At 67.8% G+C, this 16,110-nt stretch carries 18 protein-coding genes; 7 read left to right on the top strand and 11 right to left on the bottom strand.

All coding sequences use genetic code 11. The features are described from left to right. Nucleotides 1–28: 28 nt before the first annotated feature. A complete protein-coding gene (locus FBY28_RS25450) occupies nt 29–493 on the top strand; it encodes a peroxiredoxin (protein WP_141869910.1) in 465 nt (154 codons plus the stop codon). On the opposite strand, the gene FBY28_RS25445 is transcribed toward FBY28_RS25450, so the two are convergent. Further along, complete coding sequence (locus FBY28_RS25445; RefSeq protein ID WP_141870461.1) at nt 480–2,117, bottom strand: 2-isopropylmalate synthase; 1,638 nt, start codon at nt 2,115–2,117, stop codon at nt 480–482. The genes FBY28_RS25450 and FBY28_RS25445 overlap by 14 nt on opposite strands. Nucleotides 2,118–2,306: 189 nt before the next feature. On the opposite strand from FBY28_RS25445, the gene FBY28_RS25440 reads away from it, so the two are divergent. Both FBY28_RS25440 and FBY28_RS25435 read left to right on the top strand, forming a co-directional pair. Beyond that, complete coding sequence (locus FBY28_RS25440; RefSeq protein ID WP_286178473.1) at nt 2,307–2,981, top strand: FadR/GntR family transcriptional regulator; 675 nt, start codon at nt 2,307–2,309, stop codon at nt 2,979–2,981. Further along, nucleotides 2,978–3,775, top strand: coding sequence for an ABC transporter ATP-binding protein (locus FBY28_RS25435; RefSeq protein WP_141869909.1), 798 nt, complete (start codon nt 2,978–2,980; stop codon nt 3,773–3,775). The genes FBY28_RS25440 and FBY28_RS25435 overlap by 4 nt, the downstream gene beginning before the upstream one ends. On the opposite strand, the gene FBY28_RS25430 is transcribed toward FBY28_RS25435, so the two are convergent. The 10 genes from FBY28_RS25430 to hisD are packed head-to-tail and all read right to left on the bottom strand — an operon-like array spanning nt 3,772 to nt 12,873. Further along, nucleotides 3,772–4,779, bottom strand: a complete 1,008-nt coding sequence (locus tag FBY28_RS25430; protein ID WP_141869908.1) for a hypothetical protein — start codon at nt 4,777–4,779, stop codon at nt 3,772–3,774. The two genes, FBY28_RS25435 and FBY28_RS25430, sit on opposite strands and share 4 nt — an antisense overlap. Next, complete coding sequence (locus FBY28_RS25425) at nt 4,769–6,388, bottom strand: N-6 DNA methylase (protein ID WP_174241750.1); 1,620 nt, start codon at nt 6,386–6,388, stop codon at nt 4,769–4,771. Before FBY28_RS25425 ends, FBY28_RS25430 begins: the two co-directional genes overlap by 11 nt. A 35-nt stretch (nt 6,389–6,423) precedes the next feature. Continuing rightward, nucleotides 6,424–6,768 carry a phosphoribosyl-AMP cyclohydrolase gene (gene hisI, locus FBY28_RS25420; protein WP_141869906.1) on the bottom strand — a complete coding sequence of 115 codons (345 nt, stop codon included), beginning with the start codon at nt 6,766–6,768 and terminating at the stop codon, nt 6,424–6,426. A 31-nt stretch (nt 6,769–6,799) separates the two neighbouring features. Then, entirely contained in the window at nt 6,800–7,573 is a 774-nt protein-coding gene (gene hisF, locus FBY28_RS25415; RefSeq protein WP_141869905.1) for an imidazole glycerol phosphate synthase subunit HisF, read from the bottom strand. A 1-nt stretch (nt 7,574) separates the two neighbouring features. Continuing rightward, complete coding sequence (locus FBY28_RS25410) at nt 7,575–8,387, bottom strand: inositol monophosphatase family protein (protein ID WP_141869904.1); 813 nt, start codon at nt 8,385–8,387, stop codon at nt 7,575–7,577. Then, nucleotides 8,387–9,121: a bifunctional 1-(5-phosphoribosyl)-5-((5-phosphoribosylamino)methylideneamino)imidazole-4-carboxamide isomerase/phosphoribosylanthranilate isomerase PriA gene (gene priA, locus FBY28_RS25405; RefSeq protein ID WP_141869903.1), complete on the bottom strand. Its 735-nt coding sequence runs from the start codon at nt 9,119–9,121 to the stop codon at nt 8,387–8,389. Before priA ends, FBY28_RS25410 begins: the two co-directional genes overlap by 1 nt. A gap of 23 nt (nt 9,122–9,144) precedes the next feature. Next, the gene (gene hisH / locus FBY28_RS25400) at nt 9,145–9,771 is read right to left on the bottom strand and encodes an imidazole glycerol phosphate synthase subunit HisH (protein ID WP_141869902.1); all 627 of its coding nucleotides are present in this window, start codon (nt 9,769–9,771) and stop codon (nt 9,145–9,147) included. 2 nt (nt 9,772–9,773) lie between these two features. Then, nucleotides 9,774–10,394, bottom strand: a complete 621-nt coding sequence (gene hisB, locus FBY28_RS25395) for an imidazoleglycerol-phosphate dehydratase HisB (RefSeq protein WP_141869901.1) — start codon at nt 10,392–10,394, stop codon at nt 9,774–9,776. Continuing rightward, the gene (locus FBY28_RS25390; protein WP_141869900.1) at nt 10,391–11,521 is read right to left on the bottom strand and encodes a histidinol-phosphate transaminase; all 1,131 of its coding nucleotides are present in this window, start codon (nt 11,519–11,521) and stop codon (nt 10,391–10,393) included. The genes hisB and FBY28_RS25390 overlap by 4 nt, the downstream gene beginning before the upstream one ends. Further along, nucleotides 11,518–12,873 (bottom strand): histidinol dehydrogenase, encoded by a 1,356-nt coding sequence (hisD, locus tag FBY28_RS25385; protein ID WP_141869899.1) that lies wholly within the window; start codon nt 12,871–12,873, stop codon nt 11,518–11,520. Before hisD ends, FBY28_RS25390 begins: the two co-directional genes overlap by 4 nt. Nucleotides 12,874–12,939: 66 nt before the next feature. Between hisD and FBY28_RS25380 the strand changes: the two genes are divergently transcribed. From FBY28_RS25380 to FBY28_RS25365, 4 genes are all read left to right on the top strand, one after another. Beyond that, nucleotides 12,940–13,362: a nitroreductase family deazaflavin-dependent oxidoreductase gene (locus FBY28_RS25380; protein WP_141869898.1), complete on the top strand. Its 423-nt coding sequence runs from the start codon at nt 12,940–12,942 to the stop codon at nt 13,360–13,362. A 48-nt stretch (nt 13,363–13,410) separates the two neighbouring features. After that, nucleotides 13,411–14,046, top strand: coding sequence for a LysE family transporter (locus tag FBY28_RS25375; RefSeq protein WP_141869897.1), 636 nt, complete (start codon nt 13,411–13,413; stop codon nt 14,044–14,046). Nucleotides 14,047–14,208: 162 nt separating this feature from the next. Then, on the top strand, nt 14,209–14,778 hold the full coding sequence (locus FBY28_RS25370) for a hypothetical protein (RefSeq protein ID WP_141869896.1): 570 nt from the start codon (nt 14,209–14,211) through the stop codon (nt 14,776–14,778). After that, on the top strand, nt 14,775–15,869 hold the full coding sequence (locus FBY28_RS25365; RefSeq protein WP_141869895.1) for a PrsW family intramembrane metalloprotease: 1,095 nt from the start codon (nt 14,775–14,777) through the stop codon (nt 15,867–15,869). The genes FBY28_RS25370 and FBY28_RS25365 overlap by 4 nt, the downstream gene beginning before the upstream one ends. Nucleotides 15,870–16,110: the final 241 nt, after the last annotated feature.

Below are 16,110 nucleotides of genomic sequence, written 5' to 3'. Positions count from 1 at the left end.
ACCCGCACCGGGCGTAGCGTGGGCAGCCGTGACTCATCTGAAGACCGGCGACCAGGTGGCCGAGTTCGAACTGCCCGACCAGACCGGTACTGCCCGCAGTCTGACCGCGCTGCTGGCCGACGGTCCGATTGTGCTGTTCTTCTACCCCGCAGCGATGACGCCGGGGTGCACCAAGGAGGCCTGTCACTTCCGCGACCTGGCCGGCGAGTTCGCCGCCGTCGGCGCCTCCCGGGTGGGCATCAGTACCGATCCGGTCGACAAACAGGCCAAGTTCGCCGAGCAGCAGCGTTTCGACTACCCGCTGCTCTCCGATGCCGACGGCGCCGTCGCCACCGCCTTCGGCGTCAAGCGCGGCCTGCTGGGCAAGTTCATGCCGGTGAAGCGCACGACCTTCGTGATCGACACCGACCGCCGGATCCTCGACGTCATCTCCAGCGAGCTCAGCATGGACACCCACGCCGACAAGGCACTCGAGGTGCTCAGGTCGCGTTGACCGCGTGCATAACCGCGGCCATCGAGGCACCCAGCACCGAGTCGCCGCGCCCACACGACCAGCCGGCCCGGTGCTCCAGATAGCTGATGGCCGTCGCGCCGATCGACTGCTGGGTCAGGCTCAGGATGTCGACGCGACGTCCGGCGGCGGCCAGCGTCCGGGTGAGCGCTTCGACCGGCCCGATGCCGTCGTGTGCGCCGGTGTGCACGCACCCGTCGACGACGAGGGTGATCGCGGTGCTCCCATCGGCGCCGGTGCGCCAGTCCTTCAGCTGTACCGGACCGTCTGCCCGCAGGTAGGCATCCTCGAACAACTCCAGCAGTTCATCGGAGTCGATCTCCACCCCGCTGTTTTCGGTGCGTGTCTGCACGCGGCGGGCGAAATCCATCTGCAACCGGCGCGGCAGGTCCAGCCCGTGGTCTGCCTGCAGCAGATAGGCGATACCGCCCTTGCCCGACTGTGAGTTGACCCGGATCACCGCCTCGTAGGTGCGCCCGATATCGGCCGGGTCGATCGGCAGATACGGGACCCGCCACTCGATGTCACCTTCCGGCCGGCCGGTTGCCGCGGCCCGGTCCCGGTGCTCGGCCAGCCCCTTCTTGATGGCGTCCTGGTGGGTGCCGGAGAATGCCGTGTGCACCAGATCGCCTACGTACGGGTGTCGCTCGTGGATCGGCATCCGGGTGCAATGGACGACCGTGCGGGCGATCTCGTCGATATCGGAAAAATCGATCTCGGGGTCGACACCCTGGGCGTAGAGGTTGAGCGCCAGCGTGGCGATGTCGACATTGCCGGTGCGTTCGCCGTTGCCGAAAACGCACCCCTCCACCCGCTGCGCGCCGGCCAGCACCGCGAGTTCGGCACAGGCGACCCCGGTTCCGCGATCATTGTGCGGGTGTACCGAGAGGATGACGCTGTCCCGGCGGGCGATGTTGCGATGCATGTATTCGATCTGATCGGCATAGACGTTGGGTGAGGCGACCTCGACGGTGGCCGGCAGGTTCAGGATCACCGGGCGATCGGGCGTCGCCGACCACAGCTGGGTCATGGCATCGCAGATCTCCAGGACGTAGTCCGGTTCGGTCAGGTTGAACACCTCCGGGGAGAATTCGAAGCGAATCCCGGGGTGTTCTGCGGCCAGCTCGAGCACATCGCGGCCGCCGGAGAGGATCAACTCACGCAGTTCGGCACGGTCCCTGCCCAGCACGGTGGTCCGCCACGTCGGCGCGGTCGCGGCGTACAGGTGGATGACCACGTCGTTGCCGATATCGCGCACCGATTCCACGGTGCGCTCGATGAGATCACGCCTGGCCGGGGTGAACACCACGATGGTGACGTCCGAGGGTGCGATATCGGATTCGGCGATGAGCCGGACGAAGTCGTAGTCGGTCTGCGACGCGGACGGATACCCCACCTCGATTTCCTTGTATCCCATGGCGACGAGCAGTTCGAAGAACCGTTTCTTGCGCGCGGGGTCCATGGGTTCGGCGAGTGCCTGATTGCCGTCACGCAGATCCACCGGCACCCACAGCGGCGCGTGGACGAGCCTGGCGTCGGGCCAGTGACGTTGCCGCAGTGGCACTTCCACACGATCGTAGATATCGGTATAGCGGTGCCACGGCATCGGAGAGGGTTGTTGACGGTTCCAGTTCACGAGCGTTTCCCTTGTCGGTCGGGCGGAGTTCCGACCGGCGCGACGAAGCCCCACGACAGGGGGCCGGTCGGTCAGACCCCGTCGAGGCGGCGAAGGAGAAGCTGGTGCGTCATGATGGCTAGACTGTACACGACTCCTCAGACAAGTAGAGAGGTCGCCATGATGGTGAGCCAGGTGCAACGACACCCGCTGGCGGCGCAAGCCGCCGAACTGCTGTTGAACCGGATCCGCGACGGCGAATGGCCGCTCGGGCATCGGATACCCGGTGAGACAACGCTTGCCGCCCAACTGGGCGTGGGCCGCTCCACCGTGCGCGAGGCCATCCGAGAACTCGCCGGCCGTGGTGTCGTCGAAAGCAGGCAGGGTGCCGGCGTATTCGTCACCGCGCTGGACACCGCCGAGGACTGGGATGTCGTCCTGCGCCGCGCCACCATCGCCACCGTCGTCGAGGCGCGCATCGCCATCGAGGCCGAGGCCGCGGCGCTGGCCGCCGGCCGCCGGACACCCGCGGATCTGCGGGAGATCCGCCGCACACTGGCCGCCCGCGGAGTCGAGGGCCGCTCCATCCCCGACCACGTCGACGCCGATATGGCGTTTCACCGGGCGGTGATCGCGGCCGCCCACAACGAGGTGCTGCTCGGCCTGTTCGACGCCTTCCTGCCGCGACTTCGCTCCGCCATGATCGACATGCTCAAGATCGCACCCGTCGCCAGCGCGGCCGCCGACCACGATTGCCACCGGGAACTTGCCGACGCCATCACCGCACGCTCGGCCGCTGCCGCGTCCGCGGCCAGCCGAACCCACCTGAGCACACTGCAGGAGACCTTCTCATGACGCCCGTACTCGAGCTCGCCGATGTCACGTTCCGTCGGGACGGCAAGCAGATCATCGACGGCATTTCGCTGACGGTGCAGGCCGGCGAGCACTGGGCACTGCTCGGCCCGAACGGGGCGGGTAAGAGCACCCTGCTGGGTTTCTGTGCGGCAGTGACGTTTCCGAGCAGCGGCACGGTCACCATCCTGGGGGCGCGGATGGGCACCACCGATCTGACGGTCCTGCGTCGCTCGATCGGTCACGTCAACCCCCGGCACCGGCTGCAGTACCCTCTGACCGTGCGTGAGGTGGTGCTGACCGGTGTGACCGCCACCGTCGACACCGCGGCGCGCTGGACCCCGAGCGCCGAACAGATCCGCCGCGCCGACGAACTGATCGACACCGTCGGGCTCACCGCCCGCGCCGACGCGGTGTGGCCGACGTTGTCCCACGGTGAGCGCGGCCGCACCTTGATCGCGCGCGCCCTGATCGCCGATCCGAAGCTGCTACTGCTCGACGAACCCAGCACCGGCCTCGACGTCGCGGCGCGCGAACAGCTGCTGGAAACCATCGACACACTCGCCCACACGCATCCGGAGATGGCGTCGATACTGGTCACCCACCACCTCGAGGAACTGCCGATCAGCACCACCCACGCCGTGCTGATCGGTCAGGGTCGCACCGTGGCCAGCGGGCCTGCCATCACGACGGTGACCACCGAGCACGTCAGCGCGGCATTCCGGCATCCGGTGACCGTCGGGTTCGAGGACGGCCGCTGGAGCGCACGGGCCACCCGCGGACGGGCGCGATGCTAGTGCTGCGGCGCGGCGGCGTTGCGGCGACGCCGCGCCTCGCGGTGGCGCGTCACGGGCGCGGTGTCGATGACCCGATGGGCCATCGTCGCCAGGAATCGCGCGGGCTGGAGGTTGGCGGGCACCGCATCGTGGCGGATCACGACATTGGGCAACGCCGCCAAGGCCTGATCGACGGCCGCGGTCTCGACGTCGACGATCTCGAACAGGGTGTCCGGGTCCGCCTTCTCGACGCTGTCGACCTCATCGCCGGGGGTCTCCCCGACAGCGGATACTCCGTCCTCATAGTCGATCATCACCAACGCGACCGCGTGGTACGCGTCATCCTCGGTACCGAGCTTGCCCAGCAGATCGACCATCCATTCCGCCTTGTCCGGCTCGGAGGTCAGGATCGTCGAGCGCAACCCGTAGACGAACCCGAGCGCGGCCAGCGGGTGCCGTAACCGGAGGTTCTTGGCATCGCCGTAGCTCTCCTCGACGCGGTTCGCAGCGTTCTTGCCGAAGCTGGAATCCATCCGCTTGGTGCTGATCAGCAGTTCTGGACCGGTGTCCCAGTCGGACATGATGACATCGACCTGCTTCATGTAGTGCTTGCCCAAGACACTTGCGCTGGAAGCGGATACGCCCTTCATCGAGCGCCGCAACCGCTGCTCGATCAGCTGACGCTCCCGCACCGGCAGTGCCTGCAGCAGATGCGCGATCGCACCGGGCATGATGCGCGGGTCGGTCGCGCGCGGCCACACCGCATCGGGATCGAAGCCGGCACGGCGCAACTCGTAGGCCATCCACACATCCAGCGCCAGGGCGGGCACACCGGTGGTCGACGGTGCACCAAGATACAACGGCACGCCCAGCAGCTTGCGCAACACCCGGAAGTCGGGCTCGAAGCTCAGCGCGTCACCGGTCCGGATCCACGGGTTGGTGTGCTGCCCATCGGGCGCGGCGTCGGCGACGATCCGATCGAAAATGGCCCAGGCGGTGGCCTTCGTGGACGGTTCAGCGGGCACGACGCGACCTTACCGCCCGGCGTGTTGCCAACGAATGACGAGCCGCCCGAACCGATTCCAGATCTGCGTCCAGACCCAACGCGTCGTCGACGAGCGCCACCGCATCGAGCAGCCTGCCGCGCGACAGCAGACCGGCCACACTGCGCCGCACCGCCCGCAGCTCGGCCGCTCGCGCCACCACGACCTCGGGTGCGGGCACCAGCCAGCGATCCGCTTCTCGCGGTTCGATCTTGAGCACGCCGCCGCCGTAGGCGCGCCCCACCATCTCTGCGTGCAACACCGTCACCGAGTTCAACGCGGCCAGCGGTAACAGGTCACGACCGAGCGCGGCGAGTTCGGCGCGCAGGTACACCCCGTGCACCGAATTCAGGTGGTGCGCGTGCGCGCGATTGGTGACAAGCCGCGGCGTATCGGCGTTCATACAGGTCAACAGCAGGTCCGCCGGGGCGAGCAACGGGACCCGGTACCACGGTGTGCGGACGCGACATTTGTAGGCCAGGTGCACCCCGGCGGCCTGGCCCGCCGCGATGTACTGCCGCGCGGCGGACGAGGGATTCTCACCGGGCCGGAACAGGTGCACCGCGCGGCCCTGCGCACCGAGGGCACCGAGTTGCTGGGCCGAGAGCACCAGCCCGCGCAGATGTGCGCTGCCCGGCGGCGACAACGTGAGCAGGTCAGCGTCGTCGAGACCGAGTTCGACGACGCGCTGCGGGGACAACGCGAAATAGCCGTTGTTGCCGGTGACCATGCCGAGCGTGGTCTCACCCCAACGTTCCAGCACGTCGAAATGCCCCGCGGCCTGCAGACCGTGCAACACCTCGACGGGGCGTTGCCCGATCAGACCGCTGACCCATTTGTCCGAGGGGTCTTCGGGTGACCAATGTCGTTGCACCAATTCGGTATTCAGCGAATCCGCGTTGCGGGCACGGTGGATGACGGCGTGCCCGGATGGGCCCGCGCCGAACCCGTCTGCCAGCAGCAGCACCACATCGGCCTCCGCCCCGGGGAAGACCTGCTCGTCGAACATCACCAACTCGACGCTGGCGAACCGGTCGAACAGGAACTTGCGGACCGCGGCGGCATAGTTGACGCTGAGCAATTCCGCAGGCAGCACCAGCGCCATCCGGCCACCGGGAGCCAGGAAGAGCGCGGAATGCACCGTGAACGCCGCCCAGCTGGACGCCAACGCCGAGAGCGTCACCCCCGCGTGCAGCGCCGCACGGCGGGACTGGGCCCGCTGCCTGCCCCGGAAATCCTGGTACCGGATATAAGGCGGGTTTCCCAACACCGCCGTGTAGGTGGGCCGCGGGGTGACATCGAAGAAATCGGCGGTGCGGACCGTCGCCCTGCCACCGGCCTGGGCCACCCGGCGCCGGGCGGAGGCCGCGCTGGCGGCGTGGATCTCGACACCGTGCAGCTCGGGGGTCTCGACCCCGAGACCGCGCAGCCGTTCGGTGGCGGCCACCAGGAAGGCCGCATCGCCGGCGGACGGCTCGAACACCGTGTCGGCGGGGCCGCGGACGGCCCAGTCGGCCAGGTACCTGGTGATCGATGTCGGGGTGAAGAACGCGCCGCGCGCCTTGCGTGCGGCAGCGGTATCTTCGGTCACCCCGTCATTCTCAACGATGGCACCGACAAAACCGGTCAGCCGTCCCCGAGTAGTTGGTCGGCGTCGAAACAACTGTGGTCACCGGTGTGGCACGCGCCACCCACCTGATCGACCTCCAACAGCACGCTGTCGCCGTCACAATCGAGCCGAACCGAGTGCACGTACTGGGTGTGCCCTGAGGTGGCACCCTTGATCCACTGCTCGCCGCGCGATCGCGAGAAATAGGTTGCCTCGCGGGTTTCCAGCGTGCGGGCCAACGCGGCATCGTCCATCCAGGCCACCATCAGGACATCACCGCTACCGCGCTCCTGGACGACCGCGGTGAACAAACCGGCCTCGTTGTGTTTGAGCCGCGATGCGATGGCGGGGTCGAGAGCCATCAGCTCAGTCCTCGGCTCTTCGCGCAAGCGCTCATCGCACCTCGATGCCGTCGGCGGCCATCGCGGCCTTCACCTCACCGATCGTCAGCTCACCGAAATGGAAGACGCTGGCCGCCAGCACCGCATCGGCACCGGCATGCACGGCGGGCGCGAAGTGGTCCACCGCTCCCGCGCCACCGCTGGCGATCACCGGCACCGAGACGGCCTCGCGGACCGCGTGCAGCATCGGCAGATCGAAACCGGCCTTGGTGCCATCGGCGTCCATCGAGTTCAGCAGGATCTCCCCCACCCCCAACTCGGCTCCGCGGCGGGCCCATTCGACGGCGTCGATACCGGTGCCCCGGCGTCCACCGTGGGTGGTCACCTCCCAGCCCGACGGCGTCGGCTCCTGGTCCGCGGGCACCGTCCTGGCATCCACGCTCAGCACGATGCACTGCGAGCCGAACTGGCGGGACAACTCGGCGAGCAGTTCGGGCCGGGCGATGGCCGCGGTGTTGACCGACACCTTGTCCGCGCCCGCCCGCAACAGGATGTCGACATCGGCGACCGTCCGGACGCCGCCGCCGACGGTCAACGGTATGAAAACCTGTTCGGCAGTGCGGCGCACCACCTCCAGCATGGTGCTGCGTCCCGATGAGGACGCGGTGACATCCAGGAAGGTCAGCTCATCGGCCCCGGCGGCGTCGTAGGCCGCGGCCAGCTCGACCGGATCGCCGGCATCTCGGAGATTCTCGAAGTTGACACCCTTGACCACCCGGCCGTCGTCGACGTCCAGGCACGGGATGACCCTGACTGCAATGGCCATGTCAGTAATCCTCCGGGGCCCCGGCCGCGGCCACCAGCTCCAGGATGTCCTGGTGGATACCCGGCGCGGCGGCCAGCGCCGACTTCGATTCGATGGTCCACGGTTCGCCGGCCAGGTCGGTGACGATCCCACCGGCCGACCGCACCAGCGCGACACCGGCGGCGTGGTCCCAGACATGGTGACCGAAACTGATGGCCCCGCCGAGGATTCCGGACGCCACGTAGGCCAGGTCTACCCCGGTGGCCCCGTGCATGCGGATCCGCGAGGACACCCGGCTCAGGTTGGCCAGCACCTCGACGCGGTAACGACCGGGAAACCGGCCCTGTGAATCGATGTTGAAGGTCTGGATACCGATGATGGATTCGGCAAGCCCCGTGGTGCCCAGGGCGGGCATTTCGGTGCCGTTGTCGCGCAACGGCGCACCGACGATGGCGGTGTACCGGTTGCCGACGAACGGCAGCCACGTCAGCCCCGCCACCGGAGTTCCCCGGTACAGCAGCCCGAGCAGGATCGCGGCCATCGGTGAGCCCGCCGCGTAGTTGAATGTGCCGTCGATCGGGTCGAGCACCCAGACCAACTCGGAATCCAGCGGTTCTCCGCCGAATTCCTCGCCGTGCACCCCGATGCCGGTGCGCTCGGACAGCGCGGCGACCACCTGCCGCTCGATGGCCAGGTCCACCTCGGTGGCAAAATCGTTGCCCTGCTTGCGCACCGCCGAATCGGCCCGGTGGCCCGCCACGAACTGCCCCGACGCCTCGTCGAGGATCTCGGCGGCCGTCGCGACCAGGCCGGCCAACCGCTCGGATTCGAGCATCAGCCGCTGACCGCGCCGAGCGCCTCGGGAAGGGTGAATCGCCCTGCGTAGAGCGCCTTTCCGACGATGGCGCCCTCGACCCCGCGGTCGGTCAGGGTGGCGATGGCCCGCAGGTCATCGAGGCTGGACACGCCGCCGGAGGCGATCACCGGGGCATCGGTGCGCTCGGTCACCGCAGCCAGCAGCTCCAGGTTGGGCCCGTTGAGGGTGCCGTCCTTGGTGACATCGGTGACGACGAAGCGCGAACAGCCCTCGCCGACAAGGCGATCCAGCACCGGCCACAGGTCGCCACCGTCGGTTTCCCAACCGCGGCCGCGCAGCCGGTACTCGCCGTTCTCCAGTTTCACGTCCAGACCGACGGCGACCTTGTCACCGTGCTCGGCGATCGCCGCGGCGCACCACTGGGGGTTCTCCAGCGCCGCGGTCCCGAGGTTCACCCGCCGGCACCCGGTGTCCAGCGCGGCGCGCAGCGACTCGTCGTCGCGGATACCACCGGACAGTTCCACGGCAACGTCGAGCTTTCCGACGACCTCGGCGAGCAGTTCACGATTGGAACCGCGACCGAAGGCCGCATCCAGATCGACCAGATGGATCCACTCGGCGCCGTCGCGCTGCCAACCCAACGCCGCGTCCAGGGCCGAGCCGTACTCGGTCTCGCTGCCGGCCACGCCTTGCACGAGGCGTACCGCCCGTCCCTCGACGACATCGACGGCGGGAAGAAGAATCAATGACACGTGCGGTTACCTTACTTGTCGTCTCAATCGAGGCTGTCGACCCAGTTGCGCAGCAGCGTCGCACCGGCGTCGCCGCTCTTCTCGGGGTGGAACTGGGTGGCAGAGAGCGCGCCGTTCTCGACGGCGGCCAGGAACGGCACCGCATGCGTCGCCCAGGTCAGCGTCGCGTCGGCGGCCCCGGTCCAGGTCTGTGCCGCATACGAGTGCACGAAGTAGAACCGGGTGTCGGTGTCGAGGCCCTTGAAAAGGGTGCTCTCCGATGGCGCGTCGACGGTGTTCCACCCCATGTGCGGGATGACCGGAGCGTCCAGTCGCGTCACCGCACCGGGCCATTGGGCGCATCCGCGGGTCTGCACACCGAACTCGACACCCTCGGTGAACATGATCTGCATTCCGACGCAGATCCCCAACACCGGCCGCCCGGCGGTCACGCGCTTGGCGATCAGTCGCTCACCGTCGATCGCACGCAGCCCGGCCATACACGCCTCGTACGCGCCGACACCGGGCACCACCAGACCATCGGCCTGCAGCGCCGCGGCACGATCGGCGGTGACCTCGACCTCGGCGCCGGTGCGCTCCAGGGCACGCTGCGCCGAGCGCAGGTTCCCGGAGCCGTAGTCGAGGATGGTGACCTTCTTGGAAACTCCCACGGTTACAACGTGCCCTTGGTCGAGGGCACGCCGGTGACCCGCGGATCGTATTCGACGGCCTGGCGCAGTGCGCGGGCGACGGCCTTGAACTCGGCCTCGGTGATGTGGTGCGGATCGCGACCGTAGAGGGTGCGCACGTGCAGCGCGATGCGGGCGTTGAAGGCCAGCGACTCGAACACGTGCCGGTTGATCACCGTGTGATAGGGCGCGGTCGAACCGGCACCGGATCCGGCAATGGTGAACTCCACCATGTAATCCGGCTCGCCGGTGTGGACGAAATACGGTCGGCCGGATACGTCCACCGCGGCGTGGGCAAGTGTCTCGTCCATCGGGATGAAGGCGTCACCGAAACGGCGAATACCCCGCTTGTCGCCGAGGGCCTGGCCGAGTGCCTGGCCCAGCACGATCGCGGTGTCCTCGATGGTGTGATGGCCTTCGATCTCGGTGTCACCCTTGGCATGCACGGTGAGATCGAAGCTGGCGTGACTACCCAGCGCGGTCAGCATGTGGTCGAAGAACGGCACGCCGGTGGTGATGTCGACCTGACCGGTGCCGTCCAGGTCGATCTCGACGACGATGTCCGATTCGCGGGTCTTGCGTTCGACCTTGGCCCGGCGGCTCATGAGACTCCTTGGTTCTGCTTCAGGACGCCGGATTCGGCGATCGTGGCACTCACATCGAGGAAGACATCGTTTTCTTCGGCGAGGCCGACGGTGGTCCGCAGGTAGCCGGGCACGCCGACATCGCGGATCAGCACACCGGCATCGAGATAGCGCTGCCAGACGGCCGGGGCATCGGCGAAACCGCCGAAGAGCACGAAGTTGGCATCGCTGGGGATGACGCGGTAACCCATGCCGGTCAGCGCCGACGCGATCCGGCCACGCTCGTCGATCAGCGTCTGCACGCTGCCCAGGGTTTCATCGGCATGGCGCAGCGCGGCGCGCGCACCTGCCTGCGTCAGCGCGGACAGGTGATACGGCAGCCGGACCAACAGAATCGCGTCGATGACGGCGGGGTCGGCGATCAGGTAGCCCAGCCGGCCGCCGGCGAACGCGAACGCCTTGCTCATGGTCCGGGTGACGATGAGCTTGGCCGGATGGTCCGCGATCAGCCCGATGGCGCTGGGCTGGGAGGAGAACTCGCCGTATGCCTCGTCGACGATCACGACCCCGGGCGCGGCATCGAGTACCCGGCGCAGCTCATCCGGTGTGACACTCTGCCCGGAGGGGTTGTTCGGGCTGGCCAGGAAGACCACGTCGGGGCGGTGCTCGGTGATCGCCGCGACGGCACGGTCGGTGTCCAGGCCGAAGTCCTCGGCGCGGGCCGTCTCCAGCCAGTGGGTCTGGGTGCCGTCGGAGATGATGGGGTGCATCGAGTAGGACGGCACGAAACCGATGGCGCGCCGGCCAGGACCACCGAACGCCTGCAGCAGCTGCTGCAGGATCTCATTCGAACCGTTTGCAGCCCAGACATTGTCGACGCCGACCTCGACGCCGGTCTGGGTGCGCAGGTACTCGGCGAGGTCGGCGCGCAGGGCCACCGCGTCGCGATCGGGGTAGCGGTGCAGTTCGGCGGCGGCATCACGCACGGATTCGGCGACATCATCGACGAGCGCCTGGGTGGGCGGGTGCGGGTTCTCGTTGGTGTTCAACCGCACCGGCACCACCAGTTGCGGTGCGCCGTAAGGGGATTTGCCGCGCAGGCTGTCGCGCAGCGGCAGGTCGTCGAGGGTGATCTTGGCCGCACTCACTGTTCGAACCTCCGCCGGACGGCCTCGCCGTGGGCGGGCAGATTCTCCGCCTTGGACAACGTGATCACATGGCCGGCCACGTCTTTGAGTGCGGCCTCGTCGTATTCGACGACGTGGATACCCCGCAGGAACGTCTGCACCGACAGTCCGCTGGAGTGCCGAGCACACCCGGCGGTGGGCAGCACGTGATTCGATCCGGCGCAGTAGTCACCCAGGCTCACCGGCGACCATGCCCCGACGAAGATCGCACCGGCCGAGCGCACCCGGGCAGCGACCGCCGCGGCATCCTCGGTCTGGATCTCCAGATGCTCGGCGGCGTAGGCGTTCACGACCTTCAACCCGGCCTCGACATCGTCGACGAGCACGATCGCCGACTGCGCACCGGTCAGCGCGACGGTGACCCGCTCGCGGTGCACGGTGGTCTCCAGCTGGGCGGCCACCTCGGCGTCGGCGGCGTCGGCCAGCGCCACGCTGTCGGTCACCAGCACGCTGGCGGCCATCTCGTCGTGCTCGGCCTGGCTGATCAGATCGGCGGCGACATGGCGCGGGTCGGCGGTGTGATCGGCAAGGATCGCGATCTCGGTCGGGCCCGCCTCGGCGTCGATACCGACCTGGGATCGGCAGATGCGCTTGGCTGCGGTGACGTAGATGTTGCCGGGCCCGGTGATCATGTCGACCGGATCCAGCTCTTCACCCGAGGTGTCGGTGCCATTTCCCGTCGCTCCGCTCGCCCCAGCGCCGCCGTAGGCCAGCAGCGCCACCGCCTGCGCGCCGCCGACGGCCCACACCTCGTCGACGCCCAGCAGCGCGGCCGCGGCCAAAATCGTCGGGTGCGGCAGACCCTGGAACGCCGGCGGGTTCGATGCCTGCGGCGGGCTCGCGATCACCAGCGAGTCGACACCGGCGGTCTGGGCCGGCACGACGTTCATCACCACGCTCGACGGGTAGACGGCGTTACCGCCGGGCACATAGAGCCCGACGCGCTCGACCGGCACCCAGCGTTCGGTGACGACGGCACCGGGAGCCAGCGTCGTCGTCGTATCGGTGCGGCGCTGGTCGGCGTGCACGACCCGGGTTCGCTCGATGGCGACCTCGAGGGCGGCCCGCACATCGGCATCCAGGACCCGAAGCGCCTCGGCCAGCTTCTCGGCGGGCACCCGGACGGTGTCGGGGCGCACGCCGTCGAAGGACTGACCGTATTCCAGCGCGGCCACCGCGCCGCGGGCCATGACATCGTCGACGATGGGACGGACCCGGGGAATCACGGCGTCGACGTCGACCCCACCGCGCGGCAGGGTGGTACGCAACCGGGCCACGGAAAGGTCCGCACCGCGCAGGTCGATGCGGGACATGAGCGATCCTGATGACGTCACGGGACTATTGTCCCAGAGCAGGCCAAATCGAATTCGGGAGCCGTCATGTCCGCGTCACCGTCACGAAAAGAACATCCCAACAATGCCGCCGGTGTGCCGATGCTGGTGCCGCCCGCGCTGGAGAATTTCCAGATCAAGTACATCAATCCGCTGATGACGCCGCTGAGCCGCAAGATGCCGGGGATGAGCGTCATCCGGCACGTCGGGCGCACCTCCGGCACCGCCTACGAGACGCCGGTCACCGCCTATCGCAAGGGCGATGTCCTGGCCATCGGACTGATCCACGGCAAGACCAACTGGGTGAAGAACGTGCTGGCCGCCGGCTCGGCCGACATCAAGGTATCCGGCAAGGATCTGCACGTGGTCAACCCACGGGTACTGCCCGCAGGCACGGTCGACCGGTCGCTGCCGTTCCTGGCCAGGGTGATGCTGCGCAAGACCGGGGTGTTCGTCGCCGACATCGCCTGAGTCCGGTCGGCCGGACCCGGTTGCACCCGCCTGGGACAATTCCCGGTCATGACCTGGCAGGTGTGGCTGGCGTTCCTCGGCGCCGCGATCGCGATCAGCATCGTTCCCGGACCCGGTGCGGTGCAGTCGATGGCCACCGGGATGTCCGAGGGCCTACGGCGCGGCTGGTATAGCGTGCTCGGGCTGCAGATCGGCCTGATGCTGCAACTGGTGTTGGTCGCCGCCGGTGTCGGTGCCGTCGTCGCGGGTTCGGCGGTCGCGTTCACGATCGTCAAATGGCTCGGCGTGGCCTACCTGGCCTACCTGGCGATCCGGCAATGGCGCACGGCGCCTCGGGATCTGCGCGAGGAAATGGACGCGGCGGCACCGGGCAGCCGGCGCGGTCTGCTATTGCGCGGATTTCTGGTCAACGCGACCAATCCGAAGGGGCTGGTGTTCTTCCTGGCCGCACTCCCGCAGTTCGTCAACCCGGGCATGCCGCTGCTGCCGCAGTGTCTGACGATCGGAATGACGATGCTCGCCGTCGACATCGTGGTGATGGGGATTTATACCGGTCTGGCAGGACGGATGGTCGGCTGGCTGCACAACGCTCGGCAGCAGACCCTCCTCAACCGCGCCATCTCGACGATGTTCGCCCTGGCCGCCGTCGCGCTGTCACTGGTCCGCCGGGCCACGCCTGCCTGAGTCAGCAAATCCCAATTGGGCGCATTTCGTTGCCCAAGGAAGCCTTTTCCGCGCCGAGGAATCGCGACAGCGATGACACCCATTTCGCGGACTCTGCACGCCACAAACTGACACCACCGTAAATACGCGCAGAAACTGCTGGTGTGCCGTAGCTTCTGGCGCATGGCCGATCCCACAGCGCCGCCACGCCGGCGTCGATTGACCCAGAAACCAGCCGCCTTTGCGCTCGGGCTCGGCATCCTCGCGGTGCCCCTTATACCGGTAACAGCTAATGCGGTCCTCCCTGACCGGGACTGGTCGGCCGACGCCGAGGAGGTCACGCCGGTCGAGTTGACCACCGATGGCGGTGAACAGGTCGCTGTCGACGTCATGGACGGCTGGCAGATCATCGACAGCGGATCGTCGGTGGTGATGCACGCTGACGGCAGCGTCGTCATGATCCAGGCCTATGACCGGATGGACCGCGACCCCGCGGCGGTGGCCCAGCGCCTGATGCGGGCCAACCGTCTCGAAGGGGTCAGCGCCGCACTCGATGGCGGGGTGATCAGCGGCAACGGCGCCACACTCTCCGGAGACACCTGCGTCGCGGTGACCACCGACACCACCGGCACCTGCGCCTTCCTCTACGACGACGATGTCGTCGTATCGGTGATCGCCCTCACCGGCCCGGAGAGCCAGGGCCCCGACATCGAGACCATCGCCGGCCTGATCAGCAGGGAGACGCAGCAGTGACCCAGACCGAGGCACCCGCCGCGTCGACACCGAATGCCACACCGGGACCGACCGGACCGGCCCGGGTGCCGGTGGTCTACCGGCCACGTTCGGCGGTGTTCTGGCTGTACGTGATCACCCTGGTGCTGAGCACCTACCTGCTGCTGAGCGCCGACGGCAGCGCCTTCGGCATGGTGATGGACGCGCAGCTCTGGCTGGCGCCGGTGTGGATCGGCTTCATCGTCGTTCTGTTCTGGTTGATGTTCAAATTCGACCCATACCGCAGCGCGCGGCGCTACCCGCAGGCGCTGCTCGCCGGAACCGCACTCGGGGGCACCACCGCGTTGGTGATGGCCGTCAACGGCAACACCGCACTCGCCGGGGTCTGGTCGCGGTATCTGTCGCCGGAGACGATGGCTGCCTGGGAAGCGTCCCTCACCGCGCCGATCATCGAAGAAGCGTCCAAGGGCATGTGTGCGGCGGTCATCCTGGTGCTGTGCTCGTCGGTGTTCCACCGGATTTCCCACGCGTTGCTGGTCGGGATGTTCGTCGGGTTCGGCTTCGACGTCATGGAGGATCTGACATACGCCACCCGGGAAGCGATCTACAGCCTCGATTCCGATCTCGCCGGAGCCATTCCGAATCTGATCCAGCGGGTGCTGACCGCCGTTCCTGCGCATTGGGCGTACACGGGGTTGTTCGCGGTGGGCGTCATGCTGCTGCTACCCACCTTCACCGGACCGCCGCAGTGGTCCTATGCCCGTCGGGTGCTGCTGGCTCTGCCACTGATGGCGGCGGCCTCCTTCATGCATTTCTTCTGGGACTCACCGATCGGCGGCGCATTGGTCAAGATCGCCGTCACCCTGGTCGTGTTCCTGATCCCGGTGTTGTGGTTGCTGCGTTTCGAACGTCAGTGGGTGACCGAGCGCATCGCGGCCGGCCGCGCCGACGGCACCCTTGCCGCGGTGCCCGATGAGGTCCTCGACTCACTGCCGACGGCCAAGGCACGGCGCCGGCTGCGCAAGCAGGCACGGCACAGCGGCGGTCGACGCGCCAAGAAGGCCATGCGACAGGCGCAGAACGAGGCGCTGGAACTGGTGCAGTCCGGCTGAGTCGATGATGGTGCCGCTGGTGTACGCAGAACGACGATCGGCACCCGCACCAAAAGTAGGTCCATGGGGCTTGCGGCACGAATAGGTGGAATCTGAGTTTGCATGACTGGCACGGGTGAGCTGGACGGATGTCAGTGCACGACGACGGTGCGATGATTGAACAGATCGCGACGGATTTTAGTGTGCACCCGATGACGCTGCACAAGTGGATGCGCCAAGCTGATATTGATGAAGGCACCAG

This window comes from Arthrobacter sp. SLBN-53, assembly GCF_006715585.1.
In the GTDB taxonomy this organism is placed as follows: domain Bacteria; phylum Actinomycetota; class Actinomycetes; order Mycobacteriales; family Mycobacteriaceae; genus Mycobacterium; species Mycobacterium neoaurum_A.
Note: the sequence above shows the minus strand (reverse complement) of the source record. Positions and strands in the feature narration are given on the sequence as shown.